Origin of the sequence: Sneathiella glossodoripedis JCM 23214 (genome assembly GCF_000616095.1) — a bacterium.
Classification (GTDB): Bacteria; Pseudomonadota; Alphaproteobacteria; order Sneathiellales; family Sneathiellaceae; genus Sneathiella; species Sneathiella glossodoripedis.
The window spans coordinates 117174-137695 of record NZ_BAMS01000001.1 but is presented as its reverse complement, the minus strand read 5'-3'; the positions used below and the strand labels follow the sequence as shown (position 1 = coordinate 137695).

Genomic DNA, 20522 nt, shown 5'->3' with positions numbered 1-20522 from the left:
ATGGACAAGGTTGGTTGTGTGACCGTGAACACAAGCTTTCATGTTACAGATGTGGCTTCCCGCGTTTTGTGTACATACGTCACATTTTTAAACCGCATTTTCAGCTTTCAAAGCTCAGGCTAATCTAGGTGGATTACGTATTTTTCCAGACCGGTTTTCTTTTTTCGTTGAAGGCTTTGCGAGCTTCGATGCTGTCTTCTGATCCGAATGCAACCGCCATCGCATCCAAAGCTGTGGGCGGGACCTGATTAAAGCTCATATCCTCCACGCGATACATCAGCTCTCTGGTAATTTTTAACGCATGGGGTGAGTGTTCAGCTATTCGTTTCGAAAGTGTAATGGTGTGCTGGAGCAGCCGCTCTTTCGGTACGACATCTGTAACAAGGCCAAGTGTGTTTGCTTCATTGGCGGAGATAGGATCCCCAGTCAGAATCAGTTTTGCTGCTTTCATCCGCCCAATTAACTTTTGTAGGAACCAGACATGCATTCCCGGAGGCGATGCAAGGTTTGGAACGCCGGGGTATCCAAAATCTGCGTCATCAGATGCGATGATCATATCGCATGCAAAGGCCAGAGTGCAGGCTCCCTCACGGGCGTAACCGTGCACAGCCGCAATGATTGGTTTATTCAATGCGCGAACCCGTTCCACTGTTTTGATATAAAAAAGAGAGAGAAACTCTTTCATTTCGGTTGGACCGAATTTTTCTAGAAACCGTATGTCTACCCCCCCTGACAGTCCTTTTCCTTCACCGCGCAATATGATTACGCGAACGGAATGATCGTTATCAGCGGCATCCAATGCGGAAAGATATTCGTGGGTCAGATCATAGTCGATCAGGTTTGCGGGTGGTCTGCTGAGAATAATTTGAGCAATTCCATCCTGGATCTCAAGCCTGAGTGTTTTGTAATCAGTTTTGTTCATGTATCCGCTTCATCAGGTGAATGCTGATGCCTTTCATTTTTTTATTTTTTTCTGGCGCATATACAATAGCAATCGACCACTACCCAATCAAAGTTAATAAATAAAATATATAAAACAATAACTTACGTGTAGTTTGATGTTGTGGAGCTGTTACATCAGGTAAAATTTTTATGCGTTTAAGGTCATATTAATTAATTGCGATAAAAATTAACCACAAATTGGGGCCTGGTCTCTTTTCAGCCTTGGATAATGACCAGTTTATGGAAAGCAGGCACATGCTGGTGTGTGGCATGTGATGCGGTAGCATAAGGACGTGGAAGTGTTATGGGAGCAGAAAAAAAGCTCAAATCTATGAAGCCTGCCTTTGTAAAAGGTATCGAAAGAAAATTTGCCAATCTGAAAACCAAGACAAAAATCCTGATCGGTATCTGTTCGCCGCTGGTACTGCTGTTGGTTTTGGGGCTGGTTGCTGGCTTTAATGTGAACGGCCTTGTTGAAACAAGCGTAACGTTGAACCAATCGAGAGACATTACAGAACGTGCCACCGCAATTGAAACGTCTGCCTTGAATATGGAAACCGGTATGCGCGGCTATCTGCTAGCAGGTCGGGAGAGTTTTCTAGAACCATATAAAAAAGGTGAAGTTGAAACCTACGAACTTATTCAGGGGCTTCGGGACTCAATTGGCACGTCTAACCCTGAACAGCTTGAGCGCTTGAACAGAACGGAGCAGATCCTTCGTGAATGGCAAGAGAATGTGACGGAGCCATCAATAGAATTGCGCCGTCAAATTGGTGATGCACCAACCATGAATGATATGGCGAAGTTGGTGGGAGAAGCGAAAGGTAAAGTATTTTTCGAGAAATTCCGCAAACAAATCAATGAGTTTATTGCTGCGGAACGCACTCGCTTGCAAGAACGGCAGGTTGAGTTTGCCAGTGCGAAAGACGCTGTGCGTGAGCAGTTCAAGGTTGTTCAGGAAACAGCATCTGCCGTTGAATACACACAAAATATTTTAACAGCAGTGTCGCGTGTAGATAATTTGATTGTAAAGATGCAAGCAGAATTGCGGGGGTATCTGATTGGTGGAAACCGTAAATTTCTTGAAAACTACAAAAGCGCTGAGGATTTAGTATTTGCCGAAGTTGAAGTGCTTGGTCTGGAGGTTGAGCAGGACGAAAAGCACGTTGAAAAGATACTGGAAGCTGAAGAGCATCTTTATACTTGGGTTGAGGAATCCATTAAACCGGCAATTGGATTTAGAGAAGCGCTGGATAATGGCACCGGTAACCTGCTGCAACTAAACGGCTTTATTGGAAGCAAGAAAAGGGACGAGCCACTAAAAGCATTCAAAGAAGCGATTGGCAGCGTATCCCAGGCGGAAACTGAACGGATACATTTTAGAAAAGCAGATGCACTGGCGGCCGAACAGAAGGTCGATGCAGGTATCGCTGTGATGATCGTTAATGAAGAAAAAGTGAGTGAAAGCTATGAGATCATTGCTGCTGCTTTGAATATTTTGTCCGCAGCAACGGATATGGAAACCGGTATGCGCGGGTATCTTCTGTCAGGTCAGGACAGCTTTCTCGTGCCATATACCGAAGGTGAAAAAGTTTTCAAAAAAGCGGTTTCAGATCTGGTTGCTCGTGTAAAGGAAGACGATGCTGGACAGGCTAAAAAGCTTGAAGAAGCGGCTGCAACTGTTGCGGCGTGGCAAAAAGATGTGGTTTCGGGCATGATTGATTTGCGTCGCAGCATTGGCGACGCGAAGACTATGGATGATATGGCTGATTTGGTGGGTGAAGCCCGCGGCCAAAAATATTTCAACGAATTTCTGAGCGTGATGGGTGAGTTTACGGGCGTAGAGCAGCAGGTTATGGCTGAAAAGAGCGAAGCAGCGCAGTCTACAGTGTTAAATACCTACATCATTATCGCGCTTTGTGTGCTGGGCGCTGTGGTAATTGGCCTGTTCCTGGCCCTTGGTATCGGAAATGGCATTGCTAATCCTATACGTAAAATGACAACAGCGATGAACGAGCTTGCCAATGGTAAGCTTGATGCGGATGTTCCATCAGCTGATACAAAAGATGAAATCGGGGAAATGGCTAAAGCTATGCGTGTCTTTAAAGAGAATGCAACTGAAGCTGAAAGACTACGTGAAGAAGCAGCAAAAGCAGAAGCAGAACAGCAGAAACGGGCTGCAGAACGAGCTGAAGAAGAAAGTAGGCGTGAAGCTCAAGCGGCTGAGGAGCGTAAACGTCAGGAAGAAGAGAACCGCGCAAATCTGATGCGTCTTGCTGATGAGTTCGAAAAAACTGTCGGCAGTATTGCAGGCGCCGTGGATACAGCAGCGAGAGACATGCATTCGTCATCTGAGCAAATGTTGAAAGTTGTTGAAGAGACCAACTCTCAAACATCTAGCGCGTTGGGGTCGGCGGAGCAGGCCTCTGAAAACGTGCGTGCTGTGGCCGCTGCGGCTGATGAGATGTCAAGTTCAATTCGCGAGATCAGTTCGCAAGTGTCACATTCGACCAGAGTTGCAGGTGATGCTGTACGTCAGGCGGAAGATACCCATCAGCAAATCAAGTTTCTTGTAGATTCTGCCCAGAAAATTGGCGAAGTCGTAGAGCTGATCACTGATATCGCTGAGCAAACAAACCTGCTTGCGCTAAACGCGACGATCGAAGCAGCGCGCGCTGGAGATGCGGGTAAAGGATTTGCGGTTGTGGCAGCTGAAGTGAAAAATCTTGCCAATCAAACCGCTAAGGCTACAGACGAAATCAGTAGCCAAATTAGTGGAATTCAGGGGGCCACACAGCAATCTGTAGACGCAATTCAGGGAATTTCATCCACTATAAGTCAGATGGATGAGATTTCTGCAGCGATTGCTGCTGCTATTGAAGAACAATCTGCGTCAACTGAGGAAATTTCTAGAGGTGCTGGGGATGCATCTACCGGAACTAGTGAAGTAACGGCTAATATTTCCAATGTGACTCGTTCAGCGGAAGAAACTGGCGCCGCCGCAGGCCAAATTCTGGAGCAGTCGTCAAACCTTGCGCAGAGGTCTGCGGAATTGAGTGAAGAGGTTTCAAGCTTCCTCAGGAATGTTCGTTCCGCATAATTATTAAACTATGTAGCGGTGCTATTGTACCGCTACAGTTGTTGCGCTGATATTTTTTGGCCGAGCCCCGCGGCTGTGTTGGCAAGGGTTGCGAGACAGTTGGAGGCACGCTCCGGCGGAATGTTGGCATCAATCTGAGTAATATACAGGCGCTCATCTTGATTATGGCGCTGTTCAGATTTAAGGCTGATAATATTGCCACCAAAATCCGTAAATACCTCTGAAATACGGGCTAGCAAACCGGCTGATCACTTCCTTCAAACCAAATCTGGTGAGTAACTGATTTAGGAGGTGCTTCTTGATCAGGAAGGCTGAACCGTTTCAGATCAATATCAGCGTCGATCAATGATGCGAGAGACTTAAGGGCATTGATTAAATCCTGTTCGGATAAATCTTGAGGTATCTCAACAATACTGTTGAAACCGCCGCCTTTTCCCAAAATGGAAAAGCTGGTGTCCCCAATATTAACACCATGATCAAAAAGCAAACCAGTTACTTCTGAAATCAGACCAACTCGATCAGGTGAGAAGACAGTTAAGAGCGCTTTGTAAGTTGCCATGATGATATTCCAGCTTTATGCGTAACTTGATATATCAGAATTAGCATATATTTGTGGTTTTCGTGAAGTAGAGAAAGATCAAAATTTTTGCAGTTTCTAACCACGTGTTAACGAAACAGGCGTACCTTTTGAGGCTAGTTTTAAATTCAGGGTTGCAACATACCCAATTTCCGCTGGAGACCAGAAGGATGTTAATCGGCGACCTGTTGATGGCCCACGGGCTGGTGACCAAGGATGATATTGAACTCGCGCTTGCCCGTCAGAAGGAGTATGGAGGCAAGCTGGGGGATAATTTGGTTGCATTGGGCATTGTGAGTCAGGATGATGTGGAAAAAGTCATCTATGAAGCTCCGCATGCGCCTAAAACAATAGCAGATACCGGTATTCCGACATCCAACCTTCTTAAAATTCTATTTAAGGCAATCTATACAAATAGTCTTGAAACAGCGTCACAATTTTCTGCTGCGATAAAATTGCCGATCCCTGTAATCAATCGTCTGATACAGGATGCTGCAGATCGAAAATACCTGGAAGCCTTGGGAACTGCTGATCAAACAAGCTTTTCTGAAAATCGTTATGTGATGACGGAAACGGGCAGGCGCTTTGCTTTGGAATCACTGCAACAAAATCAGTATGTGGGCCCTGCGCCTGTTTCGCTTGAGAGTTATCAAGAGCGGATATCGCAACAAAAAATAACTAACGAGCGTGTGTCACCTGACAAAATTGCCAGTAGTTTCGAAAACCTTGTCATTGCTGATGACTTTGTCCGTCGACTGGGGCCTGGCATAAATTCAGGGAAAAGCATTTTGCTGTATGGCCTCCGGGAAACGGGAAGACTACGGTTGCCGAGAAGGTCGCCGACATTTTTGCAAATATCATTTATATCCCCTACTGCTTTGAAGTAGATGGTCAAATTATCAAAGTATTCGACCCTGCTATTCATAAACCGGTACTGCCAGATGACTCTGAATTGGTCCGTGCTGGTCTGCGGCGCGAAGAGTTTGATGGAAGGTGGGTGCCTTGCGAGCGTCCAGTTGTTATTACAGGTGGTGAACTCACCCTTGAAATGCTTGACTTGAGCTATAATTCTAACGCGCGTTATTATGAAGCTCCGCTGCATGTAAAAGCTTCAAACGGTACATTTATTATTGACGATTTCGGGCGTCAGCTAGTCAGTCCCGAAGAGCTGTTGAACCGCTGGATTGTTCCGTTAGAGAGCCGCATAGATTTTTTGAAGTTGCACACCGGTAAAAGTTTCCAGCTCCCCTTTGATGAGCTCGTCATTTTCTCCACAAATTTATCGCCTGATGATTTGATGGATCCTGCTTTCTTGCGACGCATTCCCTATAAGCTTGAGACAATCGGTCCGAACAAGGAGCAGTATTTTGAAATTTTCAAGGCAGTTGCTGGTGCGCGTGGCCTTGAAATGACGCGGGAGATTCTGGATATCGTGATTGAGGAATTACAAGTTAAAAACAGTTTCGAACTTGCCTGCTACCAACCGAAATTTATTGTTGATCAGGTGGTTTCGGCTTGTAAATATACGGGTGAGCCGCCCCATTTTACTGTTGAATTGGTCATCGATGCGCTTAAGAATCTTTATACTTCTGACGCGGCGGGTACAGGCGCTACATCCGCAAAATCACTTAAGCCTCGGAGTGAAAATGTCGCTGCTATTGGATAATGAATTTGATGATGCCTAATAGCACACTTAAGCGTATTCTTTTAGAAGAAGGACAGCTTGAGTTCTATTGGATACACCCAAGATTCTGAAAATGGCCGTAATGTGCACCTTGACTGTGCTTTCAGCAAGGTTCAAGGCATTTGCTATTTCTCTATTGGAAAGACCTTCCGCCATTAAATCCAGTACATTCCTCTGACGCTTTGTAAGTGCACTTGTAGATACATCGCCCTTGCCTAAAATTTGCGTTGAGCTCAAAGCACCGGACTTTGTTTCAGTGCTTTCGTCTTTGCTAAATATTTGCGACGGGATGTATTTCCCGCCAGAGAGTACAAGACGTATTGCACTCAAGAGTACTTCACGAGTTGATGATTTGGGGATAAAGCCTTCAGCACCAAGGTTTAAAACTTGTGACATGTCAGATGTGTCTTCTGTTCCTGAGACAACAATCAGAGATACATCTGGGTAGCTTCTTTTCAATTCAGGAATAGCTATTTCATAGTCCATCCCCGGCATGGAAAGATCCAGCAAAATGAGGTCTGGCCTGATTGTAGCGGCCGACAATGCGTCACCTAACTCCCGGTAATCGCAGCAGTCTACGACTTCTACTTCGTTATCCAGCTGTGCCAGTAATCCTGACAAAGCCATTCTGTATAGTGGGTGATCGTCGGCTAAAAAAATTTTCATAACTATTATATTAGTACAATATATATAAAAGGTTTCTTAACGTACCACAATTAGTTAAATTTGCATAGATGGAATTATCGTAAATTAACCTTTTGTTAACTTTTGAAGCATGGTTTCAAGTTTTAGTTGCGTCTTAACAGTGAAGTTGGAATCTGTTCGCGGCAAGCGTGTATTTGGCATAGGAGAGTAATTGGGTGCCGATCCAGCTTTTGCGAATGATTTGAACACATGCGACGGGCTGTTCAAGTCTTAAGAAATGGTGGTGCTCTGGTGTCGAAGGCTGTGCAGAGATTTGGTGTTGGTGGGTCAGTAAATTGTACTGTTCCCTAAAGTAGTGTTCAGTTGTCTGCTTGGAAAAATCCTGATTTAACAATTCAGGCGCAAGCGCCGGACTCGTGAACCTGTCTTCAAGTATAACTGGCAGGTCATTTTGACAATGGATTATATAAGACCTGAATACGGTACTGCCTGTGTCAAGTTGTAGGAGAGGAGCCATGTCGGGTTCAATCGGTTCACTCTGTAGGAACTTAACCTCACTAGCATATCGGTTTCCCCGAGCGATAATCATATCCTTAATGTCAGCTAGTTTTAGAGAGGTTTTTTCCTCTTTGGGGTTGGCAACAAAGGTCCCAACACCTTGAATTCTATTCAGAAAACCATTTGCGGTCAGTTCACGCAATGCTCGATGAATGGTCATACGAGACATCCGAAGTTCTCTTACCAAAGTATGCTCCGACGGAATCTGGCTATGGATTTGCCAATTGCCAGAAAGAATATTGTCCATAACATACGATTTAACCTGCTCATACAGGGGTTTGGGGGTGGTGGATTCCGATGCTGGTCGAGATGAAAATACAGTTTTTACCATTTTATTGCCCTGCGCGATTTTCGATACCTACAGGACGCATGGAGTATTGTTTTTGTGAGCAAGATCACTGGGATCAATAATTCAAGTATAATTTTTACTTGAATGACCATTCCAAATAAATATACTTAACTTCATTGATCGAAACCATCTACACACATCGGTTACTGATCATTAGGGCCTGCTTCGAATTTTTTGCGCCCCTCGGAGCGGGCCTTTTTATTTTTGATGTTCCTGACTTAATACCACCCAATAGTATTTTTAAGTCCTAGACCTTGATCATCTGTGATGTTGCCGTCATATAGAGGCTACAAAATTCAGATAGCCACGAGGTTGCGGAAAAATGACAGAGACTAAGCATGAGTTTCAGGCAGAGGTTGCCAAACTATTGCATATTGTTGCTCATTCACTTTACAGCGAAAAAGAGATTTTCCTGCGGGAGCTAGTGTCAAACGCTTCTGATGCATGCGACAGGCTGCGATATGCGGCCTTGACGGAACCATCACTGACCGAGGGTGATAGCGACTTTGATGTTCGCTTATCGGTGGATAAAGAGGCGAAAACCCTGACCATCGCGGATAACGGTATTGGCATGTCCAAGCAGGAGATGGTTGAAAACCTCGGCACCATCGCTCGCTCGGGCACATCAAATTTTGTAGAACAACTTTCCGAAGATGATAACAAGGCGGTCAGTGTAATCGGTCAATTCGGTGTTGGTTTCTATTCTTCTTTCATGGTCGCCCACAAGGTTGAAGTTGTTAGTCGCAAAGCAGGTGAGAGTGAAGCTCATAAATGGACTTCTGACGGCGCTGGCAGCTATACGATTTCGGAGGCTTCTCGTGAAGGGCGGGGTACAACTATAACATTGCACTTGAAAGAAGATGCCAGCGAGTATTTGGAAGCGCATCGCATTCGGTCAGTTATAAGAACGTATGCAGATCACATTGCACTACCTGTTATTTTGTCGTCAACAGAAGATGGGGCAGAAGACGAGACTCTTAATACTGCGAGTGCATTGTGGACGCGACCAAAATCTGAGATTACGGATGAGCAATATATAGAGTTTTATCACCATGTTGGTCAAGCGTATGATGAACCCTGGAGCATTATTCATAGCAAGGTTGAAGGTGTTCTAGAATACAGCATGTTGCTGTTTTTGCCATCCCAACAGCCTTTCGATCTGTTTAATCCTGATCGTAAATCGTCACTCAAGTTATATGTAAAGCGTGTTTTTATTACGGACGATTGTGAGGAACTGGTTCCTGCTTATCTTCGTTTCGTGAAAGGTATTGTGGATTCAGAGGATTTACCGCTGAATGTTAGCCGGGAAATGCTGCAAAACAATCCTGTTCTTAGAAAAATTCGATCAGGACTTGTCAAAAAAGTTATTTCCGAGATTGAAAAGAAAGCCAAAGATGATGCGGAAGCTTTTCATATATTCTGGGATAACTTTGGCGCTGTACTCAAAGAAGGCATTTATGAGGACATGGAGTATGGAGAACGGCTGTTGAAATTGGCCGTATTTAAAACGACCAACTCCGAAAGTTACTCATCTTTGGCAGATTACCTGGCAGAATGCCTGAAGATCAAAAGCACATTTATTATATTACAGGTGACAGTGCGGAAGCCATTCGCAAAAGCCCGCAACTTGAGGGTTTCAAAGCGAAGGGAATTGAGGTTTTGTTGCTGAGCGATCCAGTTGATAATTTCTGGCTGAGCCGTCAGAGCGAATTTGAAGGTAAGTCCTTTAAATCTGTCACGCAAGGATCGGCGGAGTTGGATGCCATCAAAGACAAAGCTGAAGAGGAAACAGAAGAGGAAAAAGCAGATGCACCAAAGTTGGATTTGCTAATCGGTGCTTTTCGGCAGTCGCTTAAAGACAAGGTAAAAGATATCCGCGCTTCTTCTCGCTTGACAGACAGCCCGGTTTGTCTTGTCGCAGATGAAGGGGATATGGATATGCATCTGGAGAAAATTCTCAAAGCTCACAAACAATTAGGGGGTAGTGCATCTCAGCGGATTCTGGAAATCAATCCAAAGCATGATCTGATCAAAAAGCTTATGAGCAAGGCGGAGAAAAAAGGCACATCGGACCTGTTGAGTGAAGCTGCGCTCTTGTTGTTAGACCAGGCGTATATTATTGAAGGCGAACAGCTTGTCGATCCCGTAGCGTTTTCGCAGCGAATGGCTAACTTTATGGCTAAAGGATTATAAATCTAACAGCATATGGATAATTAGGGGTGGCCTTAGCCGCCCCTTTTTGTTTGGCACAAACTATTATTCCAGACGTCTGTTAGAAGAAACACTTTTTAGCTGGATCGTCTCAAATGCCTGGCCTTTACATAAAACTAGTCGTTGGATTACTGATTTGCTTTCAGACCGGAGCCTGCAGTTATATTCCGGATCCGAAATTACAAAAAATGGCGGTAAATCTCTCGCAGTCGGCGCAGTTGATTGGTGAATTACACGAGATTTCGTTGGAGTTTTCTGAAGAGGCAAACCGGCTCGCCCTGCAAACCAATCTTAATTTGCAATTTGATCTGGGCGGTCGTCCAAATACGAACTTTCCAGCACTGTTTACCGCGAATGATATACGTCTCCGACGGCAGTTGGTCCACAGCTTGCAAGTCTATTCTTTAAATATTTTGAACGCATTGCAGCTTGAGGGTGAGTTGAGCGAACCGACGAAAGCACTGGATTTGGGAGGGATGAAAGATATTGATCTAAAGGGTTTTGGGAATCTGTCAGAAGAGCATCTGGATATAATCGGGAATAAAATTGGTCAATTTTCTTCATATTTTTACTATCCAAAAACAATTGCGAAACTGGCGGAACTTGTGTCCGAGGCAAATCCTGATATTCAGCGGATCGTGTTTTTGTTGTATTTAGATGTAGGGGATGTCCGGAGCGACACTAAATCCTGTGACACTTCGAGAATTAATCCGAGCATTCCCATCAAACTAAACACCATCCCAGCCTGTCGAGCGGGTTTGCGGGCGTTGGTCAATGAATCACTTCTTCATATAAACAAGACATGGCGAACACGCATAAATCTGGCTCTTCCAAAAGAGCTGAAAGAGTCGCCGAACAGACCGCTTCTTCTAGATCGAATTTATAGGTTAGAGAGATTTCAAGAGGAGGTTGAGCAGATCTTCCTGCAGCTACGGGATTCATATCTGCAATTTGCAGTTTTACATAGCGAATTCAAACGGTTACTTGCTTCTTCAAGTGATAGAGTTCAAAAAAGTGAAGACTATCTTTCCTTTCCGTCTCCCAATGTTGCGACAACCTATTTGCCAGCTAACCAGCGACATCTTGTTAAGAATATTTCTGCGTTGCGATCGAAGCTTAAAGATTTAACGAGAGGAGAAATCCATGACAATTGATCAAATGACGGCATTGGAGAAACTTCGGTACGCAGAGCGCCTGATTGATGATAAAAATTCACCTCAACTGCCAAAACACTTGCAGCTGCAGCTTGTTGAGGCCCAGCAGGCAATATACAGTGAAATTCAGGCACTACAGGCAAGTCCTTTTCACCAGCGTAGTCAGGAGTATAAAGTTTTATCTGAGCACCTTGCTCGTAGCCGATCAAGTTTTGAAATCATTGAAGCTTGGGCGAAGTCTGCTCAACGCAACGGGGAGTTTGTGGAAGGTCTCCTCAAGGGGTTAAGAACAGTTCTCGCGATAATATAGTTCTGATTTATGCCTTCCTTTTCTGATCTGGGTCCATCATAGGGTCAATTTTCCTGCGAGTGAGGCTGTAACCCGCTTCTGCAGGAATGTTCAGAAATTTCCCGTCATCTGTATTTTCAAGTTTTGGCAACACTGTAACGGTCTTGGTGCGATTTGCATCTGTGATTGCTTCGTCGGCACTCGAGTATTTTGCCAGATATTCGATATTCATCAGTGTTGGAAAAATGACTGTGTATTTTCCGTTTTTTGCCCCTTCCATGGCGGCATGCGGGCCGATCCAGACGGAATCGACAGATTCTTCGCCATCGTGGACAGCCAACTGTTCCGGGGGAGCTTTAGCGATAAAGAAATGGGTGTCAAAACGTTTGGGCATAAAAGTTGGGGTGAGCCAATGTGAATAATGAGCGAGCATTTCTGTCGCTAATTCCAAATCTTCAGCATCAGCCATTTTAAGGATATCAATATCTCCTGCCTGCATGTCTTTTCGATATTTTTCAGTAAGAGTCTCCAATTTTTCAGGACTTACCAATTGGCCGGTACTGCGGTCACGTGCGAGGAGAACATGACATTCTTCAAAAGCTTCGCGGATGGCGGCAATCTTAAATGACAATAGCGGATCATCTAGTGGTTGTGCAGCAGGCAGGTGGTCGGCCAGTTCTTTTTTAAGATCAGCTTTGTCAACCTTTCCACCAGGAAAAACAAGGGCGCCGGAGGCGAAATCAATTTGGTGATGGCGAACCACCATAAAAACCTCGAGCCTGTCAAGTTCGGTAATGTTATCGCGAACAAGAAGAACGGTGGCGGCGGGCTTTAGAGGCACAGCATCTTTAGTCATTACGCTTTTCCTTTTTGCTTTTGTGCGTAAATACTAGATTGCGGTAATCGCAAAAGGCAATCAACCATAATTTTGCCTAAGCTGTTCCAGGGATGTTAAAGGTCAATCATCAAAGCGCCAATGATCGGGCCATGATTTTGTTCCTGAACAAGGAGCGCGCAGGCATCTCTTCCCTTTGCCTGCAGATCGTCGAGTTTTAATCTCAACGTAGTTGGTGAGCCATCCCACTCACCCAGTTTATCGATGTTGCGAACAATATTGTGGTACGTAACACTTCGCCCAGAGTTCTCTCCGCGGCCTATGTCCACTTTCTTGCGATAATCGACATCCATTTGCCATAGAGTCGCCCCAGTGGAGGTTTGGGGAAGAATGATTTCTATGTCGCCATCTATAAAGCGCCAGCTCAAATTAATTTTACGGGCATGACCTTTTAATGTTTTCAGATGGGTTTCAAGTTGCTCACTACTGGAACCAACAAAATGAGAAATGCCTCCCACAATCATCTGAGGAGTGTAAACGTACCGTTCATTCATTTGATCCCGATATAGTGTTTGACGCAAGTCGTTTTCAGGGTCGGCAAAAGTATCTTTCCAGCCTATGTAATCCCAGTAAGTAACGGAGAACGAAAGTCCAAGAACGCTTGTGTTTTCAGTAAGTGTTCCCATAAGCTGGTCAGCGGGGGGGCAAGATGAGCATCCTTGGGAAGTATAAAGTTCGATGACTGTGTCCACTTGCCTGGCATCACGAGCCTGACCAATTGCGGCAAATAGCACAAGGCTCGTGGCTAAGCATATGGAAAATAGATGTGACTGCATTCCTGAACAATACCGAGCACTGCGCTCACACGCAATTCAAGCTTCAGTGATCAGTATTGAGCGCCAGTTTGTTCGCAAGCGTTATTCGTAGATCCCTGCTTGATTAAAGCTTTAAGCAGAGAGATTTCTCAAGACATACTGCAAGATACCTTCGTGTCGGTAATATTCCACTTCATCTTCCGTATCTATACGGCACAGCAGGCTGATGTTTTCAATGCTTCCATCCTGTCGTGTGATTGAACACGGAATAGTCATGCGCGGTGATATTCCGTTCGCTATGCTCGTAATGCTCACTTTTTCTGACCCATCAAGTTTCAGGGTCTTACGGGTCACACCCTCTGGAAATTGCAAAGGTAGTATGCCCATACCGACCAGATTGGACCTGTGAATTCGTTCAAAGCTTTCGGCAATAACTGCTTTTATCCCGAGCAAGCGGGTTCCTTTAGCTGCCCAGTCGCGGCTCGAGCCAGTGCCATACTCCTTTCCCGCAATGACAACAAGTGGCACACCTTCGCGTTGGTATTTCATCGAGGCATCAAATATCCATACCTGATTGCCATCCGGCATATGGCGCGTAACTCCACCTTCTGTTCCCGGAGCGAGTTCATTGCGTAATCGAATATTGGCAAATGTACCGCGCATCATAACCTCATGATTGCCGCGGCGAGAGCCATAAGAATTGAAATCCTTGACTTCAACCTGATGACTTTTCAGATATTCACCAGCAGGGCTGTCGGCTTTTATTGCGCCTGCAGGTGAAATATGATCTGTTGTTACGGAATCGCCCAATAATGCGAGAATTCGCGCTCCTTTAATGTCGCTAAACCCGCCAGCCTCTTTTTGCATTCCTTCAAAATAGGGCGGGTGTTGCACGTATGTAGAAGCCGGATTCCAAGCGTAAGTTTGTCCTTCTGCGGTTTTGATATTCTGCCAATCGGCGTCACCTGAAAATACGTTTGCATACTGGGTCGCAAACATTTGACTATCGACTGTAGCCCGAACGGTTTCAGTGACTTCCTGATTAGTTGGCCAGATATCCTTTAGATAAACATCCTTGCCATCTGCATCCTGCGCGATGGGATCTTTTGTAATGTCGATATTCATGGAGCCTGCTATTGCATAGGCAACAACAAGAGGGGGTGATGCAAGATAATTAGCCTTGGCATTTGGGCTAACTCGCCCTTCAAAATTGCGATTTCCCGAAAGAACTGAACAGGCAACAAGTTCGCCTTCGGCGATGGCGTTTGCAATAGGTTCTGCTACAGGACCTGAGTTGCCTATACAGGTTGTGCAACCATAACCCACAAGATTGAAGCCCAGTGCATCAAGATCATCTTGCAGTCCCGCTTTCACAAGGTAATCTGTCACAACTTTTGAACCTGGAGCCAGAGAAGTTTTCACCCATGGTTTTACGGTCAGCCCTCGCGCACGTGCGTTGCGAGCGACCAGTCCAGCAGCCAGCATCACGCTGGGGTTAGATGTATTTGTGCAGGACGTAATTGCAGCGATGATAACATCACCGTTTCCTAGGCTATAATCAGCGCCTTTAACCGGCACTCGTTTGTCCAGTTCGTCGTCTCTACCGCAAGAGAGGGGAGTGCGCTGACGAATTCTGAGGAAGCCTTGGAGAGGAGCACTCTATCCTGCGGACGTTTAGGGCCGGCAAGGCTGGGTTCCACTGTTGAGACGTCCAGCGATAGTGTCGAAGTGAATTCAGGGTCTGGTGTTTCACTATCGCGCCACATGCCTTGGGCTTTAGCGTAACTTTCAACCAGAGCAACGCGTTCTGGATTGCGGGCTGTAAAGGATAGAAAATCTATTGTCTCACGGTCAATCGGGAAAAAGCCACATGTAGCCCCGTACTCCGGAGCCATATTTGAAATCGTCGCGCGATCTGCAAGTGACAATTGGTCGAGCCCTGGCCCGTAAAACTCAACAAATTTGCCAACGACACCATGCTCGCGGAGCATCTGAGTGACGGTGAGTACCAGATCAGTTGTTGTTGTGCCCTCTTTGAGTTTGCCATCCAGTCTGAAGCCGACCACTTCGGGAATAAGCATGGATATGGGCTGCCCGAGCATAACCGCTTCTGCTTCAATGCCCCCAACACCCCATCCCAGAACCGCTAATCCATTGATCATGGTGGTGTGACTGTCGGTGCCGACTAGTGTGTCGGGGTAGGCGATATCCTTGCCGTTCTGGTCTTTCGTAGTCCAAACAGTCTGGGCCAGATATTCAAGGTTGACCTGATGGCAGATACCGGTTCCCGGCGGGACAACGCGGAAATTATTAAATGCCTTCTGTCCCCACCGAAGGAAAGCGTATCGTTCTTCATTACGTTCCATTTCCAGTTCGACATTTTCGCGAAACGCGCTGGCAGATCCGAATTTGTCTACCATGACGGAGTGATCAATTACCAGATCACACTGGGCGAGTGGATTGATTTTGTTTGGATCTCCACCCAGTTTGACCATGGCATCGCGCATTGCAGCCAAGTCAACTACGGCTGGAACACCGGTAAAGTCCTGCATGAGTACGCGGGCAGGGCGGTATGTAATTTCCCGGTCTGCTTTTTTTGCTTTTAGCCAACCGGCAAGCGCATTGATGTCGTCTGTTGTAACTGACCGTCCATCTTCATGGCGAAGCAGATTTTCAAGTAGCACCTTTAGTGAAAATGGCAGTCTCGACATGTCCCCCAAGCCAGCTTCTTCGGCGGCCCGGATGCTGTAGTACTCATATGTTCTTCCTCCGACTTCAAGAGAACGCCGGGTTTGTAGACTGTCATGGCCGGTTGTCGTCAAAATATCGCTCCTTGTGTCTGGGTGAAATGAAGGCTTATGGGGTCAGATCAATTTTTTAACGCTCACTTCACGCTCAATTAGTCTCAATTGTCGTCTTTTTCTAATGCTTGCATTCACTATATATGCGGTGTTGTCCTGTTTTCCAGAAGTAGAGAGTTCGATCAAGCTTATTTAATAATGTGATTTGAATTATGTGAATCGCTAACAGCAATTTAAACTATCGATAGCGGGAAATTCCCCTTTAAATGCATTGGACCAGATTGGGAGCATGTTATGGCGGGAATAAAATTTCGCAAAATTTTAGAGCGTTTTTGGATAGTTACCTTGTAGTAGTATTTTTTAGTAATTAATGAAAACGTTCTCCCGATCATTCTTCCTGTTTTTAAATAAAGTAATTTTAAGTAAAAAATAGAACATATAAAAATACTCGTATAAAAAACAAGTTAGTATACAAAGAAATGAAATTTTGGTTTTAGTTAAATTGACTTTGTTATTGCATTTGCGAGAATTTGTTTGTAATTTTTACTTACAATACAAATGTTTGTTTTTTTCTTATATTTATTATATTTTACGTATTTCCTGATTTTTTCCATAAATTTTAAGTCAAAAATCGTTTTCACTTGACCTTTAATGTGATAAGTGGGTATGCAATCAATAACGGCTCAAAAAGAAGCCCAATAATAAGATGGTCAAAAAGGCCGCATCACAGGGAGAAAAGCGTGACAGTGTGAAGGACAAGTGTGTCTGGAGCGCAGCCGGTGTCGTATGGCTATAAAAAGCTCATTTCCCTGAATTAATAATATTTACTAAGGCGTCAGCGGTTTTGGTTGATGTCTCGTTTGTTAAGGATGCAGGGAGCCTATGACAAATACAGCGCTTGATACGTTTCCAAAGCTGATCCGCAGGAATGCTAAGGAGCGTCCGGATGTTCCAGCCTACAGAGAAAAAGAGTTTGGCATTTGGCAGACTTATAGCTGGAAAGATGTGTATGATAATTCACGGTCATTTGGTCTGGGTCTGGTCGAGTTGGGGGTCACGCGTGGTGATGCCGTTGCGATCATTGGATCAAATCGCCCGCAACTTTATTGGGTGTTTTCCGCAACCCAGTCAATTGGCGCGTTGCCGGTCCCACTTTATCAAGATGGTGTGGCTGACGAAATCCAGTATGTGTTGGCTCACGCAGAGGCAAAGGTTGTTGTAGTTGAAGATCAGGAGCAGGTGGACAAGGTCCTGTCTATCATGGATCAATGCCCAACGATCAAATATATCATTTATAAAGAGCCGAGAGGCATGCGTCATTATAAGCAGCCATTTATCAAATCCTACACAGAGGTGCAGGAAATTGGGCAGGCTTTAGACGCCAAGTCACCTGATTTTTTCGATGCAGAGTGTGATAAGGCGGTATCTGATGATATCGCGACTCTGTTGTACACATCCGGTACGACGGGTCGCCCAAAAGGTGTGATGCTGAGTTTTCGGAACATGGTGGAGGCCGGGCGCCTGTCCGTTGAGTTCGAGAATTTGACCGAAAAAGATAAGGTGCTGTCCTATCTGCCGATGGCATGGGTGGGCGATCACCTGTTCTCTTATTCGCAAGCTGCAACTGCTGGTTTTTCAGTAAACTGCCCTGAGAATGCTGAAACAGTTTTGACGGATTTGCGTGAAATCGGACCTACATATTATTTCGCACCACCAGCAATATTTGAAAATATGCTGACGCAGATGATGATCCGAATTGAGGATGCCAGCAAAATCAAACAAAAGCTCTTCCATTATTTCATCGACGTCGCGAAGAAGTGTGGAGTGGAAATCCTTGAAGGTAAACCAGTTCCACTGATGGATCGGCTTAAATATGCGCTGGGTAATGCGTTGATTTATGGTCCTTTAAAAAACACTCTGGGGTTTAGCCAAATTCGTGTTGCTTATACTGCGGGTGCGCCAATGGGGCCTGAGGTGTTCAAGTTCTATCGTTCTCTTGGTGTGAACTTAAAGCAGCTTTATGGGCAAACAGAAAGTTGCGCGTATGTCTGCATACAGAATGACAAGGACGTTCGCCCTGATACAGTTGGGCCGCCAGCGCCAGGTTGTGAAATTATGATTGATGAAGCGACCGGTGAAGTTCTGTACAAAAGCCCCGGTGCTTTCGTCGGCTATTACAAGAATGAGGAAGCGACTAAAGAAACCAAGACAGAAACCGGCTGGGTGCACACGGGTGATGCCGGTATTATGACAGATGATGGTCAGCTTAAAATCATTGATCGCGCGAAAGATGTGGGCAAATTGCGGGACGGAACGCTTTTTGCGCCTCAATATATTGAAAATAAACTGAAGTTTTTCCCGTTTATTTCGGAAGCAGTTTGTCATGGAAATGACAAGGAAACCGTAACAGCATTTATTAACATCGATCTTGAGGCTGTTGGCAACTGGGCAGAACGACGCGGTATTTCCTATGCATCCTATCAGGATCTGGCGAACCGCGACGAGGTATATGCGCAAATCAAAGAGTGTGTCGAGCAAGTGAACCAGGATCTTGCCATCGATAGCGAGTTGGCGGGCGCTCAAATCAGTCGTTTTCTGGTGCTGCCAAAAGCGTTGGATGCGGATGATGGTGAGCTGACAAGGACTCGGAAAGTTCGCAGACGCATTATTGCTGAGCGATATGAGCCCCTTATTACTGCCCTGTTTAGTGATGTGTCGGTTGCAGATATTCAGTCTGAAATGACATTTGAAGATGGCCGTAAGGGTCAACTTAAAGCAACAGTTAAAATAGCAGACGCGACAACCTATCCGGCAATGCGTGCCGCTTCGTAAACCCGGGAGTAACACTTAAATGACTGAACAAACTGTAAATCCGGGCGAGGTTTTGCTGGAAGTTGAGGATATCAGCCTCTCTTTCGGTGCAGTCCGGGCAATTTCGGATGTAAGCTTTGACATTAAGAAGGGGGAGATCCGGGCGATTATCGGGCCTAACGGTGCCGGTAAGACATCCATGCTGAATTGCATCAACGGATTTTATCACCCCCAGCAGGGTACGATTACCTATAAAGGGCAGAAGCGATCCCAGATGAAGCCCTATGAGGCTGCGGCGCAGGGTATTGCCCGTACGTTTCAGAACGTTGCACTCTTTCGGGGGATGACCACGCTCGACAACATTATGACAGGCCGTAATCTGAAAATGAAATCAGGCCTGTTTTCTTCGATGTTGTGGTGGGGGAGCGCCCAGAAAGAAGAGCTGGAGCATCGCCGTTATGTTGAAGACATAATTGATTTTCTTGAGATTGAAGCAATTCGCAAGACCCCGGTTGGCCGCTTGCCTTACGGTCTTCAGAAACGTGTTGAGCTTGGCAGAGCATTGGCTGCAGAACCAGAGCTATTGTTGCTTGATGAGCCTATGGCGGGCATGAACCTTGAAGAAAAGGAAGACATGTGCCGTTTCATTCTTGATGTGAATGATGAATTTGGAACCACAATTTGTCTGATCGAGCACGATATGGGCGTGGTCATGGATATTTCTGATCGCGTCATGGTGCTGGATTATGGCGGGAAAATTGGGGATGGGCTTCCAGAAGAAGTTCGATCCAATCAGAAAGTTATCGACGCCTATCTTGGCGGCGGTCATTAATCCCAGACAGGAGTTTTTATTATGCTGGACTTTTTGTTCTTCGTTGAGGTCCTGTTGAGTGGATTGCTGACAGGTGCTCTTTATTCGCTGGTAGCATTGGGTTTTGTTTTGATCTTCAAGGCCTCTGGCGTTTTTAACTTTGCGCAAGGCGCGATGATGCTTTTTGCGGCCCTCAGCCTTGTGGGTGTGCAGGAAATGCTCGGCGTTCACTGGACCATAGCCTTTATTATCACCGTGGGTATTATGATCGCCCTCGCCTGGTGTGTTGAGAAGTTTGTACTTGGTAAGCTGGTCAATCAGGAGCCGATCATTCTTTTCATGGCCACTATTGGTGTGACGTTCTTCCTAGATGGTTTTGGCCAGACAATTTGGGGAAGTGACATTAAAATCCTCGATATCGGACTGCCAAATGGGGCATTTGATGTCGGCGGCGTTTTTATTGATCAATTGGAGCTGGTGGCAGGTCTGACGGCAGGTGCGCTGGTTATCATTCTGGCTATCTTCTTCAATAAGACCAAAATCGGTCGTGCGCTTCGTGCTGTTGCTGATGATCATCAGGCGGCCATGTCCGTTGGAATTTCCTTGCGTTATATCTGGATCGTTGTCTGGACTGTTGCGGGTCTCGTGGGTCTTGTTGCCGGGATCATGTGGGGATCCAAACTCGGGGTTCAGTTCAGCTTGAGCCTGATTGCCTTGAAAGCGTTGCCTGTATTGATGCTGGGTGGATTTACTTCAATTCCCGGTGCGATTGTTGGTGGACTGATTATTGGTGCTGGTGAGAAGCTGGCGGAAATTTACGTTGGCGACTTGGTCGGCGGCGCGATTGAAAACTGGTTTGCCTATATGTTGGCGATGGTATTCCTGCTGTTCCGTCCTCAAGGATTGTTCGGCGAAAAGATTATTGAGAGGGTTTAGGGCA

Annotated in this window: 15 protein-coding genes and 2 pseudogenes; 9 read left to right on the top strand and 8 right to left on the bottom strand. The window is 45.6% G+C overall.

Features of this window, described 5'->3' with window-relative positions; all coding sequences use genetic code 11:
* Nucleotides 1-133: 133 nt before the first annotated feature.
* On the bottom strand, nt 134-922 hold the full coding sequence (locus tag JCM23214_RS00665) for an enoyl-CoA hydratase/isomerase family protein (protein ID WP_025896976.1): 789 nt from the start codon (nt 920-922) through the stop codon (nt 134-136).
* A 324-nt stretch (nt 923-1246) separates the two neighbouring features.
* On the opposite strand from JCM23214_RS00665, the gene JCM23214_RS21875 reads away from it, so the two are divergent.
* On the top strand, nt 1247-4042 hold the full coding sequence (locus JCM23214_RS21875; protein WP_025896974.1) for a CHASE3 domain-containing protein: 2796 nt from the start codon (nt 1247-1249) through the stop codon (nt 4040-4042).
* Nucleotides 4043-4074: 32 nt separating this feature from the next.
* On the opposite strand, the gene JCM23214_RS00655 is transcribed toward JCM23214_RS21875, so the two are convergent.
* Nucleotides 4075-4281, bottom strand: coding sequence for a hypothetical protein (locus JCM23214_RS00655; protein ID WP_025896973.1), 207 nt, complete (start codon nt 4279-4281; stop codon nt 4075-4077).
* Nucleotides 4275-4601: an ACT domain-containing protein gene (locus tag JCM23214_RS00650; protein WP_025896972.1), complete on the bottom strand. Its 327-nt coding sequence runs from the start codon at nt 4599-4601 to the stop codon at nt 4275-4277. The genes JCM23214_RS00655 and JCM23214_RS00650 overlap by 7 nt, the downstream gene beginning before the upstream one ends.
* Nucleotides 4602-4789: 188 nt before the next feature.
* Between JCM23214_RS00650 and JCM23214_RS21870 the strand changes: the two genes are divergently transcribed.
* Nucleotides 4790-5506 carry a cyclic di-GMP-binding domain-containing protein, MshE-related gene (locus tag JCM23214_RS21870; protein WP_051547972.1) on the top strand — a complete coding sequence of 239 codons (717 nt, stop codon included), beginning with the start codon at nt 4790-4792 and terminating at the stop codon, nt 5504-5506.
* Nucleotides 5507-5571: 65 nt separating this feature from the next.
* Complete coding sequence (locus tag JCM23214_RS21865; protein WP_051547971.1) at nt 5572-6285, top strand: DUF8689 domain-containing protein; 714 nt, start codon at nt 5572-5574, stop codon at nt 6283-6285.
* A 27-nt stretch (nt 6286-6312) separates the two neighbouring features.
* Here the strand turns inward: JCM23214_RS21865 and JCM23214_RS00640 are convergent, their stop codons facing one another.
* Complete coding sequence (locus JCM23214_RS00640) at nt 6313-6969, bottom strand: LuxR C-terminal-related transcriptional regulator (RefSeq protein WP_025896971.1); 657 nt, start codon at nt 6967-6969, stop codon at nt 6313-6315.
* Between the two features lie 133 nt (nt 6970-7102).
* Entirely contained in the window at nt 7103-7837 is a 735-nt protein-coding gene (locus tag JCM23214_RS00635) for a UTRA domain-containing protein (RefSeq protein ID WP_025896969.1), read from the bottom strand.
* Nucleotides 7838-8177: 340 nt separating this feature from the next.
* On the opposite strand from JCM23214_RS00635, the pseudogene htpG reads away from it, so the two are divergent.
* The 3 genes and pseudogenes from htpG to JCM23214_RS00620 all read left to right on the top strand — a co-directional run bounded on the left by htpG (nt 8178) and on the right by JCM23214_RS00620 (nt 11530).
* Nucleotides 8178-10048 (top strand): annotated as a pseudogene (htpG, locus tag JCM23214_RS18385) (molecular chaperone HtpG).
* 113 nt (nt 10049-10161) lie between these two features.
* Nucleotides 10162-11220: a hypothetical protein gene (locus JCM23214_RS00625; RefSeq protein WP_025896968.1), complete on the top strand. Its 1059-nt coding sequence runs from the start codon at nt 10162-10164 to the stop codon at nt 11218-11220.
* Nucleotides 11210-11530 (top strand): hypothetical protein, encoded by a 321-nt coding sequence (locus JCM23214_RS00620; RefSeq protein WP_025896966.1) that lies wholly within the window; start codon nt 11210-11212, stop codon nt 11528-11530. Before JCM23214_RS00625 ends, JCM23214_RS00620 begins: the two co-directional genes overlap by 11 nt.
* 7 nt (nt 11531-11537) lie before the next feature.
* Here JCM23214_RS00620 and JCM23214_RS00615 read toward each other — a convergent pair whose 3' ends face one another.
* The 3 genes and pseudogenes from JCM23214_RS00615 to acnA form a co-directional block, all read right to left on the bottom strand.
* The gene (locus JCM23214_RS00615) at nt 11538-12365 is read right to left on the bottom strand and encodes an NUDIX hydrolase (RefSeq protein ID WP_025896964.1); all 828 of its coding nucleotides are present in this window, start codon (nt 12363-12365) and stop codon (nt 11538-11540) included.
* 95 nt (nt 12366-12460) lie between these two features.
* Nucleotides 12461-13180, bottom strand: coding sequence for a DUF1223 domain-containing protein (locus JCM23214_RS00610; protein WP_025896963.1), 720 nt, complete (start codon nt 13178-13180; stop codon nt 12461-12463).
* A gap of 111 nt (nt 13181-13291) precedes the next feature.
* Nucleotides 13292-15984 (bottom strand): annotated as a pseudogene (acnA, locus tag JCM23214_RS26365) (aconitate hydratase AcnA).
* Between the two features lie 858 nt (nt 15985-16842).
* On the opposite strand from acnA, the gene JCM23214_RS00595 reads away from it, so the two are divergent.
* The 3 genes from JCM23214_RS00595 to JCM23214_RS00585 are packed head-to-tail and all read left to right on the top strand — an operon-like array spanning nt 16843 to nt 20518.
* The gene (locus JCM23214_RS00595) at nt 16843-18792 is read left to right on the top strand and encodes an AMP-binding protein (RefSeq protein WP_025896962.1); all 1950 of its coding nucleotides are present in this window, start codon (nt 16843-16845) and stop codon (nt 18790-18792) included.
* A 19-nt stretch (nt 18793-18811) separates the two neighbouring features.
* Nucleotides 18812-19603 (top strand): ABC transporter ATP-binding protein, encoded by a 792-nt coding sequence (locus JCM23214_RS00590; protein WP_025896961.1) that lies wholly within the window; start codon nt 18812-18814, stop codon nt 19601-19603.
* Between the two features lie 21 nt (nt 19604-19624).
* Entirely contained in the window at nt 19625-20518 is an 894-nt protein-coding gene (locus JCM23214_RS00585) for a branched-chain amino acid ABC transporter permease (RefSeq protein WP_025896960.1), read from the top strand.
* Nucleotides 20519-20522 lie beyond the last annotated feature (4 nt).

Coding starts and splice junctions, on each gene's coding strand:
- JCM23214_RS21870 (WP_051547972.1), top strand. CDS start 4,790: ATGTTAATCGGCGACCTGTTGATGGCCCACGGGCTGGTGACCAAGGAT.
- JCM23214_RS21875 (WP_025896974.1), top strand. CDS start 1,247: ATGGGAGCAGAAAAAAAGCTCAAATCTATGAAGCCTGCCTTTGTAAAA.
- JCM23214_RS00610 (WP_025896963.1), bottom strand. CDS start 13,180: ATGCAGTCACATCTATTTTCCATATGCTTAGCCACGAGCCTTGTGCTA.
- JCM23214_RS00640 (WP_025896971.1), bottom strand. CDS start 6,969: ATGAAAATTTTTTTAGCCGACGATCACCCACTATACAGAATGGCTTTG.
- JCM23214_RS00650 (WP_025896972.1), bottom strand. CDS start 4,601: ATGGCAACTTACAAAGCGCTCTTAACTGTCTTCTCACCTGATCGAGTT.
- JCM23214_RS00585 (WP_025896960.1), top strand. CDS start 19,625: ATGCTGGACTTTTTGTTCTTCGTTGAGGTCCTGTTGAGTGGATTGCTG.
- JCM23214_RS00620 (WP_025896966.1), top strand. CDS start 11,210: ATGACAATTGATCAAATGACGGCATTGGAGAAACTTCGGTACGCAGAG.
- JCM23214_RS00590 (WP_025896961.1), top strand. CDS start 18,812: ATGACTGAACAAACTGTAAATCCGGGCGAGGTTTTGCTGGAAGTTGAG.
- JCM23214_RS00615 (WP_025896964.1), bottom strand. CDS start 12,365: ATGACTAAAGATGCTGTGCCTCTAAAGCCCGCCGCCACCGTTCTTCTT.
- JCM23214_RS00635 (WP_025896969.1), bottom strand. CDS start 7,837: ATGGTAAAAACTGTATTTTCATCTCGACCAGCATCGGAATCCACCACC.
- JCM23214_RS00595 (WP_025896962.1), top strand. CDS start 16,843: ATGACAAATACAGCGCTTGATACGTTTCCAAAGCTGATCCGCAGGAAT.
- JCM23214_RS00625 (WP_025896968.1), top strand. CDS start 10,162: ATGCCTGGCCTTTACATAAAACTAGTCGTTGGATTACTGATTTGCTTT.
- JCM23214_RS00665 (WP_025896976.1), bottom strand. CDS start 922: ATGAACAAAACTGATTACAAAACACTCAGGCTTGAGATCCAGGATGGA.